The 17632-nt window shown below is 63.6% G+C and carries 17 protein-coding genes and 1 pseudogene; 15 read left to right on the top strand and 3 right to left on the bottom strand.

Annotation, left to right across the window (positions count from 1 at the left end; translation table 11 throughout):
- Position 1 precedes the first annotated feature (1 nt).
- A complete protein-coding gene (locus tag ACO550_RS34375; protein ID WP_315596635.1) occupies positions 2-793 on the top strand; it encodes an ABC transporter permease subunit in 792 nt (263 codons plus the stop codon).
- A 151-nt stretch (positions 794-944) separates the two neighbouring features.
- Here the strand turns inward: ACO550_RS34375 and ACO550_RS34370 are convergent, their stop codons facing one another.
- Entirely contained in the window at positions 945-1919 is a 975-nt protein-coding gene (locus ACO550_RS34370; protein WP_315596634.1) for a zinc-binding dehydrogenase, read from the bottom strand.
- A gap of 198 nt (positions 1920-2117) precedes the next feature.
- Here ACO550_RS34370 and surE point away from each other — a divergent pair, with 198 nt between their 5' ends.
- The 5 genes from surE (at position 2118) to ACO550_RS34345 (ending at position 6790) form a co-directional block, all read left to right on the top strand.
- Positions 2118-2870 carry a 5'/3'-nucleotidase SurE gene (gene surE, locus ACO550_RS34365; protein ID WP_315596633.1) on the top strand — a complete coding sequence of 251 codons (753 nt, stop codon included), beginning with the start codon at positions 2118-2120 and terminating at the stop codon, positions 2868-2870.
- A 121-nt stretch (positions 2871-2991) separates the two neighbouring features.
- Positions 2992-3894 carry a protein-L-isoaspartate(D-aspartate) O-methyltransferase gene (locus ACO550_RS34360; RefSeq protein WP_315596632.1) on the top strand — a complete coding sequence of 301 codons (903 nt, stop codon included), beginning with the start codon at positions 2992-2994 and terminating at the stop codon, positions 3892-3894.
- Between the two features lie 8 nt (positions 3895-3902).
- Complete coding sequence (locus ACO550_RS34355) at positions 3903-4784, top strand: peptidoglycan DD-metalloendopeptidase family protein (RefSeq protein ID WP_315596631.1); 882 nt, start codon at positions 3903-3905, stop codon at positions 4782-4784.
- A 6-nt stretch (positions 4785-4790) separates the two neighbouring features.
- Positions 4791-5957 carry an RNA polymerase sigma factor RpoS gene (gene rpoS / locus ACO550_RS34350; RefSeq protein ID WP_315596630.1) on the top strand — a complete coding sequence of 389 codons (1167 nt, stop codon included), beginning with the start codon at positions 4791-4793 and terminating at the stop codon, positions 5955-5957.
- Positions 5954-6790 carry a ribonuclease H-like domain-containing protein gene (locus ACO550_RS34345; protein ID WP_315596629.1) on the top strand — a complete coding sequence of 279 codons (837 nt, stop codon included), beginning with the start codon at positions 5954-5956 and terminating at the stop codon, positions 6788-6790. Before rpoS ends, ACO550_RS34345 begins: the two co-directional genes overlap by 4 nt.
- 34 nt (positions 6791-6824) lie before the next feature.
- Here ACO550_RS34345 and ACO550_RS34340 read toward each other — a convergent pair whose 3' ends face one another.
- The gene (locus ACO550_RS34340) at positions 6825-7679 is read right to left on the bottom strand and encodes an endonuclease/exonuclease/phosphatase family protein (protein ID WP_315596628.1); all 855 of its coding nucleotides are present in this window, start codon (positions 7677-7679) and stop codon (positions 6825-6827) included.
- A 99-nt stretch (positions 7680-7778) separates the two neighbouring features.
- On the opposite strand from ACO550_RS34340, the gene rlmD reads away from it, so the two are divergent.
- Complete coding sequence (rlmD, locus tag ACO550_RS34335) at positions 7779-9206, top strand: 23S rRNA (uracil(1939)-C(5))-methyltransferase RlmD (protein WP_485995101.1); 1428 nt, start codon at positions 7779-7781, stop codon at positions 9204-9206.
- A 106-nt stretch (positions 9207-9312) separates the two neighbouring features.
- Here the strand turns inward: rlmD and ACO550_RS34330 are convergent, their stop codons facing one another.
- Positions 9313-10017: a Bax inhibitor-1/YccA family protein gene (locus ACO550_RS34330; protein ID WP_315596626.1), complete on the bottom strand. Its 705-nt coding sequence runs from the start codon at positions 10015-10017 to the stop codon at positions 9313-9315.
- A gap of 338 nt (positions 10018-10355) precedes the next feature.
- On the opposite strand from ACO550_RS34330, the gene ndk reads away from it, so the two are divergent.
- The 8 genes and pseudogenes from ndk to ACO550_RS34290 all read left to right on the top strand — a co-directional run.
- Entirely contained in the window at positions 10356-10781 is a 426-nt protein-coding gene (ndk, locus tag ACO550_RS34325; protein WP_238263868.1) for a nucleoside-diphosphate kinase, read from the top strand.
- Between the two features lie 52 nt (positions 10782-10833).
- Complete coding sequence (gene rlmN, locus ACO550_RS34320) at positions 10834-11985, top strand: dual-specificity RNA methyltransferase RlmN (protein ID WP_315596625.1); 1152 nt, start codon at positions 10834-10836, stop codon at positions 11983-11985.
- Entirely contained in the window at positions 11982-12761 is a 780-nt protein-coding gene (gene pilW, locus ACO550_RS34315; protein ID WP_315596624.1) for a type IV pilus biogenesis/stability protein PilW, read from the top strand. Before rlmN ends, pilW begins: the two co-directional genes overlap by 4 nt.
- A complete protein-coding gene (locus ACO550_RS34310) occupies positions 12754-13824 on the top strand; it encodes a RodZ domain-containing protein (RefSeq protein WP_315596623.1) in 1071 nt (356 codons plus the stop codon). The genes pilW and ACO550_RS34310 overlap by 8 nt, the downstream gene beginning before the upstream one ends.
- Before the next feature lie 49 nt (positions 13825-13873).
- Positions 13874-15172: a flavodoxin-dependent (E)-4-hydroxy-3-methylbut-2-enyl-diphosphate synthase gene (gene ispG, locus ACO550_RS34305; RefSeq protein ID WP_315596622.1), complete on the top strand. Its 1299-nt coding sequence runs from the start codon at positions 13874-13876 to the stop codon at positions 15170-15172.
- A 53-nt stretch (positions 15173-15225) separates the two neighbouring features.
- Positions 15226-16581, top strand: coding sequence for a histidine--tRNA ligase (gene hisS / locus ACO550_RS34300; RefSeq protein ID WP_315596621.1), 1356 nt, complete (start codon positions 15226-15228; stop codon positions 16579-16581).
- 87 nt (positions 16582-16668) lie between these two features.
- Positions 16669-17298, top strand: a complete 630-nt coding sequence (locus tag ACO550_RS34295; RefSeq protein WP_315596655.1) for a tetratricopeptide repeat protein — start codon at positions 16669-16671, stop codon at positions 17296-17298.
- Between the two features lie 41 nt (positions 17299-17339).
- A pseudogene (locus tag ACO550_RS34290) lies at positions 17340-17632 on the top strand (outer membrane protein assembly factor BamB); the annotation flags it as partial.

Here is a 17632-nt window from a genome sequence, read left to right as displayed (position 1 = left end):
CATGGCTTTCCGTGCTGACTCAAAAGGCATGCTGCGCGTCTGGCAGCTGCTGCTTCTGGTCGTAATCCTGCTTGTGTGGCACATGGCCACGCGCTCCGAGCAGGTGGCGTTCTTCTTCGGCGAACCGCTGATGGTGGCGCAGCGGATCTGGAACTGGTTCATCGTTGAGCGCGATATCTATATCCACCTGGGCGTGACGCTGCTGGAAACGGTGCTGGCATTCGGCATCGGCACCGTGGCCGGACTCGGCGTGGGCCTGTGGCTGGCGCTGAGCCCGTTCACGTCGGCCGTGCTCGATCCGTATGTCAAGGCCGCCAATTCGATGCCGCGCGTGATCCTGGCCCCGATCTTCGCGGTCTGGTTCGGCCTGGGCATCTGGTCGAAGGTGGCGCTGGCCGTCACGCTGGTGTTCTTCATCGTGTTCTTCAACGTGTACCAGGGCGTGAAGGAAGTGAGCCCGGTGGTACTGGCCAATGCGCGCATGCTGGGCGCCAACAAGCAACAACTGCTGCGCCATGTGTACCTGCCGAGCGCCACGAGCTGGGTGTTCTCGTCGCTGCATACCTCGGTGGGCTTGGCCTTCGTGGGCGCGGTGGTGGGCGAGTACCTCGGCTCGGCACGCGGCGTGGGTTACCTGATCCTGCAGGCCGAAGGCACGTTCGATATCAACACCGTGTTTGCCGGCATCGTCGTGCTGACTGCATTTGCGCTGGTGCTCGACTGGATGGTGACGGTGGGCGAGAAGCGCCTGATGAAGTGGCAGCCCAAGCTGGGGGAAACCGAGAAGCTGTAAAAGTTCGTTCGGTTTTCTCCCCTCTCCCGCTTGCGGGAGAGGGGCGGGGGAGAGGGCCAGCAGTTCAAAATGCGAGGTCGGCAAGCAGAACCTCAGGCCCTCTCCCCCAACCCCTCTCCCGCGCAGCGGGAGAGGGGAGTGGACACCCAGCTTACGGCGTGATCACGATCTTGCCGGTGACCTTGCGGGCTTCCATGTCCTTGAGCGCTTGCGGAGCCTGCTCCAGCGGATAGCGCGCCGAGATATGCGGGCGGATCTTGCCTTCCTTCATCCAGCCGAGCATCTGCGCCATATTGGCCTGGTTGGCCTTCGGCTCGCGTCGGGCGAAGTCGCCCCAGAACACGCCCACCAGCGACGCACCCTTCAGCAGCGCCAGGTTCAGCGGGATCTTCGGAATCTCGCCGTTGGCAAATCCCACCACCAGATAGCGGCCGCGCCAGGCAATTGAACGGAAGGCCGGCTCGGCATAGACGCCACCCACCGGATCGTAGATGACGTCCGGGCCCTTGCCGTCGGTCAGGGCCTTGATGCGCTCGCGCAGATCCTCGGTGCTGTAGTTGATCACGGCATCGGCGCCATGCTCCTTGCAGACCGCGAGCTTTTCATCGGTCGATGCGGCTGCGATCACGCGCGCACCGATCGCCTTGCCAATCTCGATAGCGGCCAGACCGACGCCACCGGCAGCGCCCAGCACCAGCATGGTCTCGCCAGCCTTGAGCTCGCCGCGATCGACCACCGCATGATGCGAGGTGCCATACGTCAGCGTAAAGGCCGCGGCCACGTCGAAGTCGATGCCGGGCGGCATCGGCACCACGGCCTTGGCGGGAGCCTTGGCCTGCGTGGCAAACGCGCCGTTGCCGAGGTAGGCAATCACCTTGTCGCCGGGCTTTACGTGCGTGACACCCGCGCCCACGGCGTTGACCACGCCAGCCAGTTCCGAACCCGGCGAAAACGGCAGTTCGGGCTTGGCCTGGTATTTGTTCTGGATGATAAGCACATCGGGAAAGTTCACGCCGGCGGCCTTGACGTCGATGACGACTTCGCCATCGCCGGGCACCAGGTCGGGCAGCGTTTCCAGCGACAGGGAATCGGGCGGGCCCCAGGCTTTGCACAGTACGGCTTTCATCGTGTCTCCATTCGTGGTCGGGTCATGCGGGCATCCTGCCTGCTGCGGGCAAGTGTAGCGCAAGAAAAGCACGGTCGTTCTGCTGAAAAAAATCACTGCATGACGCCCATTCGGGCGCCGCATGTCCATGCCAAGGATCCCGCTTCCGGTGCATGCGCGGTGCCGCCAGCGACGCCTTGCTCAGGTACAATCGCGGCCATGCATATCCTTCTTGCCAACGATGACGGTTACCTTGCGCCAGGACTCGCGGTCCTGCATGCCGCGCTTGCGCCTTTGGCGCGCGTGACCGTGATTGCCCCGGAGCAAAATCATAGCGGTGCGTCGAATTCGCTGACATTGCAGCGTCCGCTTTCGGTCTATGAAGCGCGCGAGGGCGTGCAGAAGGGTTTCCGTTTCATCAATGGCACGCCGACCGACTGCGTGCACGTGGCGCTGACCGGACTGCTCGAGGATCGCCCCGACCTGGTGGTATCGGGCATCAACCAGGGCCAGAACATGGGCGAGGACGTGCTGTATTCCGGCACGGTTGCCGCCGCCATCGAAGGTTATCTGTTCGGTATTCCGTCGCTTGCGTTTTCGCAGGTGCATCACGGCTGGGAGCATCTCGACGCGGCCGCGCGCGTGGCGCGTGAAATCGTCGAGCGCGTGATTGCGCAACCGCCGCGCGAGCCGTTCCTGCTCAACGTGAATATCCCGAACCTGCCGTACGAACACATTCGCGGGCAGCGTGCCACGCGGCTCGGCAAGCGCCATCCGTCGCAACCGGTGATTGCGCAGGTCAATCCGCGCGGTGACCCGATCTACTGGATCGGACCGGCCGGCGATGCGCGCGATGCGAGCGAGGGCACTGATTTCCACGCCACTGCCAACGGTTATGTCTCGCTGACCCCGCTGCAGCTCGACCTGACGCATCGCGGCCAGCTCGCACAGATCGAACAGTGGCTGGGCTGAGCGTGTCATCGCCACGTAACCTTCAATCGTTCATGGTCGATTGCCGCGCGCATGCTGTGCAAGTTGCGCGTGATGTCGTCGCCGTTGTTGTCCTGCCTACCGTTCCTGCGCCGTACCCGAGATGAGTTCCACGCCGCGCCGCCCCCGCTTTCCGCTGCCGCTCGATGCGGTGGTCGAGCGCAAGCCCGCCCCCGCGCGCACTGCCGGCATGCCGGCGGTGGGCAAGCGCGCGGCCGCGCCGGCGCCGGCCACCGTCAAGCCGCGCAAGCCTGCCGCGCCGCCTGCGCCACCGCCCCCGCCGGGCAGTGCCGTCGAGGCACGCGCTTCCGCCGCCACGGCGGGCGGCGGCGGCATGGCATCGGAGCGGGCCCGTGGGGCACTGGCGGCGCGTTTGCGCGCCGGCGGGATTCGCGACGAACGCGTGCTGAGCGCCATTGCCACGGTGCCGCGCCATCTGTTCATGGAACCGGGGCTGGCATCGCAGGCCTATGAAGATGCCGCGCTGCCCATCGGGCATCAGCAAACCATCTCCAAGCCGTCGGTAGTGGCGCGCATGATCGAACTGTTGCGCGAGGGCATGACGCCCGACCAGCCGCTGGCACGCGTGCTGGAAATCGGCACCGGTTGTGGTTATCAGGCCGCGGTGCTGAGCCTGGTCGCGCAGGAAGTGTTCTCCATAGAGCGAATCCGTCCGCTACACGAACAGGCCAAGGCCAACCTGCGCCCGCTGCGCGTGCCGAACATCCGCCTGCACTACGGCGACGGCATGCTTGGCCTGCCGCAGGCCGCGCCGTTTTCATCCATCATCCTCGCGGCCGCAGGCATGGAAGTGCCTCAGGCCCTGCTGGAACAACTGGCCATCGGCGGTCGTCTGATCGCGCCGGTGGTGGCATCTGGCAGCGGAGCCCCGGGGCAAACGGTGACACAGCAACTATTGCTGATCGAGCGTCTCAATCGACATCGTTTTCACCGAACCGCGCTTGAAGCCGTTTTCTTTGTGCCTTTAAAATCGGGCACCATCTGAGTCGAACTATGCACAACATCGTGAATCAGAAGAATTTCGCACGAGTCGGACAACGCCTGAGCGTCGTGGCCTGCGCGGCAGTACTGGCCGCCTGCGCCAATTCCCCAATGCCGGCACCCGTGGTGGACCGTACCACGGGCGGCACCGGCCAGGTGGCCGCCGCGTCGGTCGAGCCGGCACCGGCTGGATACTATCGGGTCAAGCGTGGCGATACCCTTTACCGTATCGCATTGGAAAACGGGCAGTCATACCGTGATGTGGCCGCCTGGAACAACATGGCGAACGTCAACCAGATCGAGGTAGGACAACTGCTTCGCGTGGTGCCACCGAGCGCCGATGTGAATGCAGCGCCGGGCGTGGCCACGGTGCCCGTGGCCCCGGGTACGGTGCAGTCGCAGCCGATCGATGCGGCACGGCCCGTGGGTACGCCGATGAGTGCATCATCGACACCCGCGGCAGCAGCAGCCCCGGCGGTTGTGCCGCCCGCGGCCACGGCCGCATCGGGTGCCAGCGCGGCCCCGGCCGGCGACGTTCGCCTGGCCTGGCCGGCAAGCGGCCAACTGATCGGTAAATTTGACGACAAGGGCAACAAGGGTATCGATATCGCCGGCAAAAAAGGTGATCCGGTGCTGGCCGCGGACGAGGGTAGGGTGATTCACGTAGGCCCCTTGCGCGGCTACGGGAATCTTGTCATCATCAAACACAACGACACGTATCTCACCGCCTACGGTCATAACGACAAGGTGCTGGTGGCAGAGCAGTCAACGGTCCGCAAGGGCCAGAAGATTGCCGAAATGGGTAACAGTGATACTGACAGGGTCAAGCTGCATTTCGAGGTTCGCAAGAACGGAAAACCGGTCGATCCGATGCGGTATCTGCCGCCACAGTGAGGTTTCATGCCACGCCAGAAAACTGTCTCATCCGGAGTTGTCAGCAGGACCCGTCGTCCCAAGCAGCCGGAAGGAAAGGCTGGAGTGGCACGAGACCCTGATGGCGAGCTCGACACCGAGATCCTTGATGTCGATCCTGCCGCGGACATGGTGCCGGTGGCCGACGAGCCCATCGCACCGGTGAAGCGGGCTGGCCTGCGCAATGCGGAGGCCAGCGCCGACGACGGCGATCATGACGACGACGGCGACGAAGATTCGGAAGACGACGAGGAAGAGGGCGCCAGCGAATCCGCCGCGCCGGAGCCCGACGACTTCAAGACCGTGTTGCACACGGAACTGGCCGCCGATACGGTCCAGCACTATCTCAACCGCATCAGCATCAAGCCACTGCTGTCCGCACCGGAGGAACTGCATTTCTCCACGCTGGCCAAGGGTGGTGATTTCTCGGCACGGCAGGTGATGATCGAGCGCAATCTGCGGCTCGTGGTCAGCATTGCAAAGGGTTATCTGAACCGGGGTGTGCCACTGCTCGACCTGATCGAGGAAGGCAACCTTGGCCTGATGCATGCGATCGAGAAATTCGATCCTACGCGTGGCTTCCGTTTCTCGACGTATGCCACGTGGTGGATTCGCCAAAGCATTGAACGCGCAATCATGAACCAGGCTCGCACGGTGCGTTTGCCGGTGCACGTGATTCGCGAACTCAACCAGGTCCTGCGCGCCAAGCGTCATCTTGAAAAAGGTGGCACCGATGGCCGCGACGCCAGCCTAGAGGACATCGCCCACCTGCTCGGCAAGACGCCGGACGAGGTGCAGGACGTGCTGGCACTCAATGAACATACCACCTCGCTCGATACGCCGTTCGATCTCGACCCGGGCTCCAGCCTGCTCGATTTCCTGTCCGACGAGCATAACGCCGCTCCCGACCAGGAAGTGGCCCACCGCGAGCTGGAAACCCTGATGAAACTCTGGCTGGCACGCCTGTCGGAGAAGCATCGCTATGTGGTGGAGCGCCGCTTCGGGCTCAACCATATCGAGCCGGCCACGCTTGAAGAACTGGCCGAGGAAATGGGTCTTACGCGCGAACGCGTGCGTCAGATCCAGCAGGAAGCGCTGGTCAAGCTCAAGCGGCATTTCGCATCGCAAGGTGTACGCAAGGACGCCGTTTTATGACCCCTGTGCTGGTATTCGACATCGAGACGATTCCCGATGTCGACGGCCTGCGCCGTTTGCATGACCATCCCGCATCGATGAGCGACGCCGAAGTCGCCGAGCATGCGTTTGCCGCCCGCCGGGAGAAAACCGGCTCCGACTTCCTGCCGCATTATCTGCAGCGCGTGGCCGCCATTTCGTGCGTGCTGCGCCGGACCCAGCGTGATGGCTCGGCAGTGTTCCATGTCGGTTCGCTGGGCGCGCCAGAGGATGGTGAAGCCACGCTGATCCAGAAATTCTACGAGCTGATTGCACGCTACAGCCCGCAGCTGGTGTCGTGGAATGGCGGCGGCTTCGACCTGCCAGTGCTGCACTACCGTGGCCTGGTCCATGGTGTGGCTGCACCGCGTTACTGGGAGATGGGCGAGGGCCGCGACGATGACAGCCGCGACTTCAAGTGGAACAACTACATCAGCCGCTATCACATGCGGCACCTGGACCTGATGGACCTGCTGGCGATGTACCAGCCGCGGGCCAGCGCGCCACTCGATGACCTGGCCAAGCTGTGCGGCTTCCCGGGCAAGATGGGCATGGACGGCAGCATGGTCTGGAAAGCCTACCAGGAAGGCAAGCTTGGCGAGATTCGCGACTATTGCGAAACCGATGTCGTCAACACCTACCTGATGTACTGCCGCTTCCAGTTGATGCGCGGAGGCCTGACACCGCGCGAGTTCGACCTGGAAGTCACGCTGGTACAGGAGACGCTGGCCGAGCTGCCTGGCGAGCAATGGATGCAGTATCTGCGCGCGTTTCGCGTACAGCCGATGGCCCCCGAGGCCGAGGAAGACGACTGATCCGTCGATTAGTCGATCTGTCGATAGTCGGTGCTTACAGTCGCAAACGCAGGTGAATGGGCTGGTGGTCCGAAGCATCAGTCAGCCCGTTGACTTCGCAACGCTCCAGGTTACCTAGCAGATTCTCTGTCACGAAAACAAAATCGCAGGCGAACGGTGGCTCCGGCCACTGTTCCTTGTCGTAGAGCGCGCAGGTCGGCGCGTGCGGCTGGTCTGGGTGGAGATGGCACCACGCGTCGTGCCAGTCTGGCGTGCCGTCGGTATAGGGCTCAAGCATGCGCCGATAGGCCACGTCGTCGGGCTTGCTGTTGAAATCGCCACAAACGATGGCTTCCGCCGGGCGCGGTTCCGGCGTGAACGGTCCGGGTTTGCGCTCCGATCTGCCGGGATGCCGCGCATGGCTGCATGCCTCGGCATGCCACGTGCGCAGCGCATCGGCCTGCGCTGCGCGCTGCAGCTTCGAATAGAACTCCAGATGCGTGCACGCCACGCGCAATTGCCGGGTGCCGGCCTGGAGCGTGACTTCCAGTGCCACGCGCGGCATCGATGCCACATCGGGATCGGCCGGCCACGGCAGCGCATACCGAAAAACTTCGTTCACGGGCAAACGCGTGGCCACTACATTGCCGAACTGGCGAGGCGTGCCGTCGCCATGCCTGCGGTCCACGCCGGGCGCGAACAGCACGCGATAGCCGGGCAGTAGGGCGACCAGTTCCGCAACCTGGTCGCGCTGCGGTTGCCCGGCCATGTCGGAAAAGCCGCGCGTCACTTCCTGCAGGCAGATCACATCGGCATCGGCGATGCCTTGCAAGGTGGCCACGGTGCGCGCCAGATCGACCTTGCCGTCGGCGCCGCGGCCCCACTGGATATTCCACGAGATCAGTTCCATGGCATGCCCTGGCTGGTTTACATGCGTGACAGCGCGATGAGTGGACTACAATCGCGCTTTCGCAAAACAATACGTCAGGTCCCACTGGTGTCTCAAGCCGTGTCTTCCCAGCCCAATCCGGCGGGTCAGCCGGGTGCCGTGCCCGCCGCATCCGTCGCTCCAGCCATTCCCGCTGCTCCCGCCGTTCCCGTCGATCCTGTGGTTACGATCGAAAGCCTCGACATGGAGGCGCGTGGCGTCGGCCGTCTGGTAAATGAAGACGGTACGCCGGGCAAGGTCATCTTTGTCGAAGGTGCGCTGCCCGGCGAGACGGTCAGCTACAAGAGCTTCCGTCGCAAACCCAGTTATGAGCAGGCGCATCTGGTCGAGGTGAAGCAGGCGTCGGTGATGCGTGTGAAGCCCGGTTGCCAGCATTTTGGCGTGTGCGGCGGCTGCTCGATGCAGCACCTGGATTCGCGCGCGCAGCTGGCCATCAAGCAGCGCGTGCTGGAAGATAATCTTTGGCACCTGTCGAAGGTGAAGCCCGATGTGGTGTTCCGCCCGATCGCCGGGCCGGACTGGGGCTATCGCTATCGGGCGCGCCTGACGGTTCGCTACGTGGCCAAGAAGGGCGGTGTGCTGGTCGGGTTCCATGAGCGCAAGAGCAGCTACGTGGCCGACATGACGCGTTGCGAGATCCTGCCACCCAATATTTCGGCGATGCTGGTGCCGTTGCGCGAGCTCGTGAGCGGGCTTTCGATTCGGGACCGCATGCCGCAGATCGAGCTGGCCGTGGGTGCCGAAGTCACCGCGCTGGTGTTGCGGATCCTCGAGCCGCTCAATGATGCCGACAAGGATCTGCTGCGTGCCTTCGCCGACCAGCACCAGGTGCAATTCTGGCTGCAGCCGAAAGGTCCGGATACCGTTCATCCGTTCTATCCGGAAAATCAGGAACTGGCCTATACGTTGCCAGAGTTCGGCATTCGCATGCCGTTCAAGCCCACCGACTTCACGCAGGTCAATCATCAGATCAACCGCGTGCTGATCGGGCGCGCATTGCGCTTGCTCGATGCGAAACCCACCGACCGACTGCTCGACCTGTTCTGCGGTATCGGCAACTTCACGCTGCCGCTGGCCACGCAAGGTGCATCGGTGATGGGGATCGAAGGCAGCGAGGCACTGACCACGCGCGCGTTGGCCAATGCCGAATACAACGGGCTGGCCGGCAAGACATCGTTCGCATGCCGCAATCTGTTCGAAGTGACTGCTGACGACATTGCCGCGCTGGGCCAATTCGATCGCTGGCTGGTGGACCCGCCGCGCGAAGGCGCGCTGGCGGTCTGCAAGGCGCTGGGTGAACTGAACCAGGCCGGCAGCGACGTGCTGCCCAAGCGCATCGTCTACGTGTCGTGCAGCCCGGCCACGCTGGCGCGCGATGCGGGCCTGCTGGTGCATGAAGCCGGCTACCGCCTGGCTGGTGCCGGCGTGGTCAACATGTTCCCGCACACCTCGCACGTGGAATCGATCGCGGTCTTCGAGCGCGACTGATTGCCTGATGCCTGGTTGTCAGGCATGCACCAACGAAAAAGCCGCCCGAAGGCGGCTTTTTCAATGCTGCGTTGGTACGTCAGCGGCTTTCGTCGTGTCAGTGGCGTCAGTCGCGGTTGCCGCCAAAGATGCCAAGCAGCGACAGCAGGTTCACGAACACGTTGTAGACGTCCAGGTAGATCGCCAGCGTGGCCGTGATGTAGTTGGTCTCGCCGCCGTTCACCACGCGCTGTACGTCGATCAGGATGAACGCGGAGAAGATGCCGATCGCGATTACCGACACCGTGATCATCAGCGCCGGCAGCTGCAGCCAGATATTGGCCAGGCTGGCCAGGATCAGCAGGATCACGCCTACGAACAGGAACTTGGCCAGGCCCGAGAAATCGCGCTTGCTGACCGTGGCAAGCGTGGCCATCACGCCAAACACCGCGGCGGTGCCGCCGAACGCGTACATGATCAGCGCCGGGCCGTTCGAGAACGACAGCGTAAGGCTCAGGATGCGCGCCAGCATCAGGCCCATGAAGAACGTGAAGGCCAGCAACAGGACCACGCCCATGCTGCTGTTCTTGGTCTTCTCGATCGCAAACATGAAGCCGAAGGCCACCGCCAGGAACAGCAGGGCCGACATCATCGGGCTGCCGGTAATCAGGGCGGTGAAGCCGGTGACCACGCCGATCCAGGCGCCGAGCACGGTCGGCACCATCGAAATCGCCAGCAGCCAGTAGGTATTGCGTAGGACCCGGTTGCGGACCGCCACATCGGTGACGCCCGCGCTGTTGCCGAATCCATAGGTATTCAGCTTGTTGTTCATCGTGACTCCTGTCATCAGATATCGGTGAGGCGCCGGGGCAACCCGACGGCACAGCGCCAATGTGGCATCGCGCCTGCGGATTTGCAAGGGGCTTTGTCTTGACAATTTCCCTTGTTGCTAGTTGTTTTCCGAAAACGCAAACATTTGACGAGGCTATCGGGCGTCCGTTCCCGCATTTCACGATTGTAATGTGATTTATCGATAACTATAACTGCCCAAATGATGTGCCTGGCGCGTATCCTGCATGGCATCTGGCCGCGTGCTCGAATCCGCCATGCCATCGTGCTAGAATTGCACGTTTAACCCATTTGTAACCCCTTCATTTTTCGGAGTTTTTCATGGCGATCGAACGCACCCTGTCGATTATCAAGCCGGATGCCGTGGCCAAGAACGTTATCGGCCAGATCTATGCCCGTTTCGAGGCCGCTGGCCTGAAGATCGTTGCTGCCAAGCTGGTTCAACTGTCGCGCGGCGAAGCCGAGCAGTTCTACGCAGTGCACGCTGCCCGCCCGTTCTTCAAGGACCTGGTGGACTTCATGGTTTCGGGCCCGGTCATGATCCAGGCGCTGGAAGGCGAAAACGCCATTGCCAAGAACCGCGACCTGATGGGCGCCACCGACCCGAAGAAGGCTGAGAAGGGCACGATCCGCGCCGACTTCGCCGACAGCATCGACGCCAACGCCGTGCACGGTTCGGACGCTGCTGAAACGGCCGCGGTGGAAGTGGCTTTCTTCTTCCCGGGCATGAACGTTTACAGCCGTTGATTGTCTTCTGACACTCACGACTGAATTTGCTGTCAAGTTGGAAACTGCCGTCATGAATAATCTCGTCAACCTGCTCGACCTCGACGCGGACGCGCTCACCGCCTATTGCGGCGAGCTCGGCGAGAAGCCATTCCGTGCGCGGCAGTTGCAACGCTGGATCCACCAGTTCGGTGCCAGCCGCTTCGACGCCATGTCGGATCTCGCCAAGTCGCTACGCGAAAAGCTGGCGACGCGCGCCGAGATCCGCTCGCCCGCTGTCATCACCGACAACCTGTCGACCGATGGCACGCGCAAATGGCTGCTCGATGTTGGTGCCGGCAACGCGGTGGAGACGGTGTACATCCCCGAGGACACGCGCGGTACGCTGTGCGTGTCGTCGCAGGCCGGGTGTGCCGTCAATTGCCGTTTCTGTTCGACCGGCAAGCAGGGTTTTTCCCGCAACCTGTCGACCGGCGAAATCATCGGCCAGTTGTGGATGGCCGAGTTTGCCATGCGCGAACAACTGGGCCGTGGCCCCAAGGACGACCGCGTCATCTCCAACGTGGTGATGATGGGCATGGGCGAGCCGCTGCTCAACTACGACGCCGTGGTGCCCGCCATGCGGCTGATGCTCGACGATAACGCGTATGGCCTGTCGCGCCGCCGCGTGACGCTGTCCACGTCCGGCGTGGTGCCGATGATGGACCGTCTGTCGAAAGACCTGCCCGTGGCACTGGCGGTCTCGCTGCATGCGTCGAACGATGCGCTGCGCGACGTACTGGTACCGCTCAACCGCAAGTATCCGCTGGCCGAGTTGATGGCGGCATGTCGCCGTTACCTCGAATTCGCGCCGCGCGATTTCATTACCTTTGAATACTGCATGCTCGATGGTGTCAACGATACCGTCGAGCACGCGCGGGAACTGTTGAAGCTTGTGGCCGACGTGCCATGCAAGTTCAACCTGATCCCGTTCAACCCGTTCCCGGAATCGGGGCTGAAGCGCTCGAACAACGAGCAGATCCGCCGCTTCGCCCAGGTGCTGATGGATGCGGGGCTTGTCACTACGATCCGCAAGACCCGGGGCGACGACATTGACGCCGCCTGTGGCCAGCTGGCTGGCGAGGTCATGGATCGCACCCGTCTGGCCGAGCGCGGCAAGTTCGGCAAGATCACGCCACTGGTTCCGGTGGTTGCCGGCACCGCTCGGGAGGCCCGTCCTGCATGATCCGTCTGCTTGTCGCTGCCCTGTCAGGGTTGTTGATGCTGTCCGCCTGTACGTTGCCTCCCGCACCGACACAGGACATCAGGACTGCTTCCGACCAGACTTCCGCGAGCAAGCGCGCCGCCATCCGGCTGCGCCTTGCGACCCAGTATCTCGAAGCCCGTCAGTACCCGGTGGCGCTTGACGAGGTCAAGCAGGCGATCAGTATCGAGCCGTCGAACGTTGACGCCTATCACGTGCGTGCGCTGGTCTACATGGGCATGAACGAGAATGCGCTGGCCGAGGACAGTTTCCGCACGGCGCTGAACATGCGCGCGAACGACCCGGACGTGCTCAACAACTATGGCTGGTTCCTGTGCCGGACCAATCGCTACGCGGACGCCAGGGAGACACTGCAACGCGCGGTGCAGGCGCCGTCGGTCAATGGGCCGGTCAAGCCGCTGACCAACCTGGGTGCCTGCGAGATGCGCAATGGCGACCTGGTGGCGGCGGAAAAAAGTCTGCAGACGGCCTACGGATATGACCGCAATGATCCGTCAGTGATCATGAATCTCGCGCAACTGAATTACCAGCGCGGGGATATGGGTCAGGCCAGACAATACATTGGCCGTGTCAACAGCAGCCGTTTTGTCAGCGCGCAATCCCTGTGGCTGGGTGCGCGTATTGCCCACCGCCAGGGCGACACCCAGACGCAGGGCGCGATGGTCGCGGAACTGCGTAACCGTTTCCCCGATTCGCGCGAGCTGACCGCATACGAGAGAGGAGCTTGGGATGAGTGAACAAGAGCGCGCCGAGAGCCAGGCTTCGACCATGGCCTATGGTAGCGGCGCGACACAAGACTCCGACCGCGAGGCTGTGGCCCGCGAGATCGGGGCGCAACTGAAAGAGGGTCGCGAGGCGCAACGCCTGTCGCTGGAAGATGTCAGCGCACGCCTGAAGGTGGCGCCGAACAAGCTTTTGGCGATTGAAGCTGGCGATGTGTCGAGCCTGATGGATGTGACATTCGCCAAGGGCGTGATGCGTGCGTACGCACGTACGCTCCAGGTCAATATCGATGCCTTGCTGGGCCGCTATCATGCCCAGGCACAGGCCACGCCGGTAACCGGCATCACGCGTCGCCATGAAGGCGCGCTCAACCAGTCGTTCGACGATCGCAAGCGCTTCGGTACCAAGGGTACGGGCGGCGCGGGCGGCCGCTGGCTCTGGCTGGTTTGTGTCGTGGCACTGGTTGGCGCGGGTGGCTATTTTGGCTACGACCACGCCAAGGCCTGGTATGAGGCCCGCAGCAAGGCTGCGGCGGAAACCCCGGTGGCGGAAAAATCCGCCGAGGAATCCGGCACGCCGCAAAGCAATGGCGATGGCACCGTGACCGCGGCGTTGCCGCCGGTGATGGCCGGCAACGATTCGCCGGCGCCTTCCGAGGCTGCGGCGACCGAATCGGGTGCCAAGCCGGCACCGGCACCGGCAACGACGACGACCGAGATGCCGCTGGCGACCGGCGGCGCACTGCCTGCACCAGCTTCCGTGCCAGCGCCGGCCGCTGCGGCACCAGCGCCTGCACCGGTCCGGGCTGCGGCCGCCGCGCCGGCTGCGTCGGGCGACGGCGCCGTAAAGATCAGCTTCGCGGCCGATAGCTGGTACGAAGTGCGCGACCGCACCGGCAAGGTGATTCTCGGTGGCACGGCCAAGGCCGGCGACACCGTGGCCAGCAGTGGCGCGGGCGGTCCGTACAAGGTCATCCTCGGCAATGTGAAGGGCGTGGAGTCGCTGGCGCTTAATGGCACGCCAGTGGATTTCAAGTCCGCCAACCGGAACAACGTGGCGCGCCTGACGCTGCAGTAAAGCGAGCAGGGCCGCGCAATCAGCCATGCCAGATGAAGGTGGTAATGCAATGAACCAGAACGCTTCCCAGCCGGTAATTCCGGGCCCGCTGCCGCGCCGTCAGTCGCGCCAGGCCAGCGTCGTGTGGGGCGATAACATCGTGACGATCGGCGGCGGCGCACCGGTGCGCGTGCAGTCGATGACCAACACGGATACCGTTGACGCGATTGGTACGGCCATCCAGATCAAGGAACTGGCACGCGCCGGGTCCGAGATCGTGCGTATCACCGTGAATACGCCGGAGGCCGCGGCCGCGGTGCCGGCGATCCGCGAACAGCTCGACCGCATGGGCGTGAACGTGCCGCTGGTGGGAGACTTCCACTACAACGGCCACACGCTGCTGCACGACTATCCCGAGTGCGCGCAGGCGCTGTCGAAGTACCGTATCAACCCCGGTAACGTGGGCAAGGGCGCCAAGCGCGACAAGCAGTTCGCCGAGATGATCGAAATGGCGTGCCGCTACAACAAGCCGGTGCGCATTGGCGTGAACTGGGGCAGCCTGGACCAGGACCTGCTCGCGCGCATCATGGACGAAAACGCCAAGCGCGCGCAGCCGTGGCCCGCGCAGAGCGTGATGGTGGAAGCGCTGATCACGTCGGCGATCGAATCGGCGCAGAAGGCCGAGGAAATCGGCCTGCCGGGCAACCAGATCATCCTGTCGTGCAAGGTGTCGCAGGTGCAGGAACTGGTCGCGGTGTACCGCGATCTCTCGCGTCGTTGCGACTACGCGCTGCATCTGGGCCTGACCGAGGCCGGCATGGGCAGCAAGGGTATCGTGGCCTCGACGGCGGCGCTGTCGGTGCTGCTGCAGGAAGGCATTGGCGATACGATCCGCATCTCGCTGACGCCTGAGCCGGGCGCGCCGCGCGAGAAGGAAGTCTACGTCGGCCAGGAAATCCTGCAGACCATGGGCCTGCGCAATTTCACGCCGATGGTGATCGCATGCCCGGGCTGCGGCCGTACCACGAGCACGACGTTCCAGGAACTGGCCGCGAGCATCCAGTCGTACCTGCGCGAGCAGATGCCGGTCTGGAAGACTGAATATCCCGGCGTGGAAGAGATGGACGTGGCCGTGATGGGCTGCATCGTCAACGGTCCGGGCGAAAGCAAGCACGCCAATATCGGCATCTCGTTGCCGGGTTCGGGCGAATCGCCGGCCGCGCCGGTGTTTGTCGATGGCGTCAAGGTCAGGACCTTGCGCGGCGAGAACATTGCCCAGGAATTCCAGGCAATCGTCGACGAATACGTCCGTACGCACTATGGTCCGGGTGCGAAACAGGCTGCCGCGGTAGCCGAGGCAACACAGTAAGCAAGGGCGCGGGCGCAACGGCGCCCGGCGCATTCTGCAATCACGAAGAAGACATGAGCGAAGACAAGACGAAGGCCGCCAAGGCACTGCAGGGCGTGAAGGGCATGAACGACATGCTGCCCGCCGACGCCCCGCTGTGGGAGATGTTTGATAACGCCGCGCGCAGCATGCTGCGGGCCTATGGCTACCAGCAGATCCGCACGCCGATCGTCGAGCAAACGCAGCTGTTCGTGCGCGGTATCGGCGAGGTGACCGATATCGTCGAGAAGGAAATGTATTCCTTCACCGATTCGCTGAACGGCGAGAACCTGACGCTGCGTCCGGAAGGCACCGCAGCGGCCGTGCGTTCCACGATCGAGCACAACCTGCTGTACGACGGCCCGAAGCGCCTCTGGTACACCGGCCCGATGTTCCGTCACGAGCGTCCGCAACGCGGCCGCTATCGCCAGTTCCATCAGCTTGGTGCGGAGGCACTCGGTTTCGCGGGCCCCGACGTCGACGCGGAAATCATCCTGATGTGCCAGCGCCTGTGGGACGACCTGGGCCTGGTCAATGTGCGGCTGGAACTGAACTCGCTTGGCCAGGCGCATGAGCGCGCCGCCCACCGCGAGGAACTGATCAAGTACCTCGAAGGCTTCAAGGACATCCTCGACGAGGACGGCAAGCGTCGCCTGTACACCAATCCGCTGCGCGTGCTGGATACCAAGAATCCCGCGCTGCAGGAGATGGCCGCGAACGCGCCGAAGCTGATCGACTTCCTGGGCGAGGAATCGCTGGCCCACTTCGAAGGCGTGCAGCGGATCCTGAAGGCGAACAATATTCCGTTCAAGATCAATCCGCGCCTGGTGCGTGGCCTGGACTACTACAACCTGACCGTGTTCGAGTGGATCACCGACAAGCTCGGCGCCCAGGGCACGATCGCCGGCGGTGGCCGCTACGATCCGCTGATCCAGCAGATGGGCGGCAAGTCCGCGCCGGCCTGCGGCTGGGCCATGGGTATCGAGCGCATCATCGAGCTGCTGCGCGAGGAAAAGCTGGTGCCCGAGGCGCAGGGCTGCGACATCTACATGGTCCACCAGGGCGAGGCCGCCAGCCTGCAGGCGATGATCGCCGCGGAACGGCTGCGCGACGCGGGCCTGGACGTGGTGCTGCATGCCACGCCCGATGGCAAGAGCGGCAGCTTCAAGTCGCAGATGAAGCGCGCCGATGCGAGTGGCGCATCCTTTGCCGTTATCATTGGCGACGACGAAATTGCTGCCGGCACGGCGCAGGTCAAGCAGTTGCGCGGCGGTAATGCGGCCGAAGGCGGTCCGCAGACCAGCGTGCCGGCCGAGGAAGTCGTCGACTTCATCATCGATGCGATGGTGAATGAAATCGAAGCGGATGACGACGAGGACGACGAGCAGTAAGTCAGCCGTCAAATTCGTACTGCACGGCCGCGGTCCGGGCCGGATGCAGTCGTGTCAAATTCAATCAACGCGGGTAACTGCCTCGACATGGCTTACGATCTAGAAGAACAGGAACAGCTTGAGAGTCTCAAGGCCTGGTGGAAACAGTACGGCAATACCGTCACCTGGGCGCTGATTGTCGTCCTGCTGGCGTTTGCCGGCTGGTCCGGCTGGAACTACTGGCAACGCAGCCAGGCGCGTAATGCCGCACAGCTCTACGAGCAGGTGACCAAGGCCGCCGAGGCGCGCGACGCCGAGCGCGTCAAACGTGCCGCCACCGACCTGGAAGACAAGTTCGGCCGTACCGCCTATGGTCCGATGAGCGCGCTGACCGCGGCCAAGGTGCTCTACGATGCGGGCGATCTGGCCGGTGCCAAGACGCAACTGCAATGGGCCATCGATCATGGCGGCGATGACTACGCCCCGCTGGCACGTGTTCGGCTGGCTGGCGTGTTGCTCGACGAAAAGGCCTATGACCAGGGCCTGGCATTGCTGAAGGACGCGCCTGCCCAGTATGAGGCGCTGTTCGCCGATCGCCGCGGCGACCTGCTGGCGGCGCAGGACAAGCGCGACGAAGCTCGCACGGCGTACCGCCGTGCGCTGGAAAAGCTGGGTGCGGCCGAGGCCGGCATGCGCCAGATCATCCAGTTCAAGCTCGACGCGCTGGGTACCGCGTGAGCGGACCGCGGACCCTTTCATAAAATTCTGGATCGCATCCTATGACGTCATTGCTTCGCACAGCCGCAACCCGCACACTCGTGGCCGGCACCTGCCTGGGCCTGCTGGCGGGCTGCTCGCTGTTCAGCAAGGAAAACAAGCACCCGCCCACCGAACTGAAGCCGATCTCGGCGACCCTGTCGGTCAAGCAGGCCTGGAAGGCCGACGTCGGCAAGAGCGGCGAGTACGTGATGGCGCCGGTGGCTGCCGGCAATGCGGTGTTCGTGTCGGGCAAGAGCGGCGCGGTCATGGCGATCGACGCTACCAGTGGCCAGACGCTGTGGAAGGCCAAGAC

The sequence above is a fragment of the Cupriavidus sp. genome, assembly GCF_057315035.1.
This window is presented reverse-complemented; position numbering and strand designations above follow the sequence as displayed.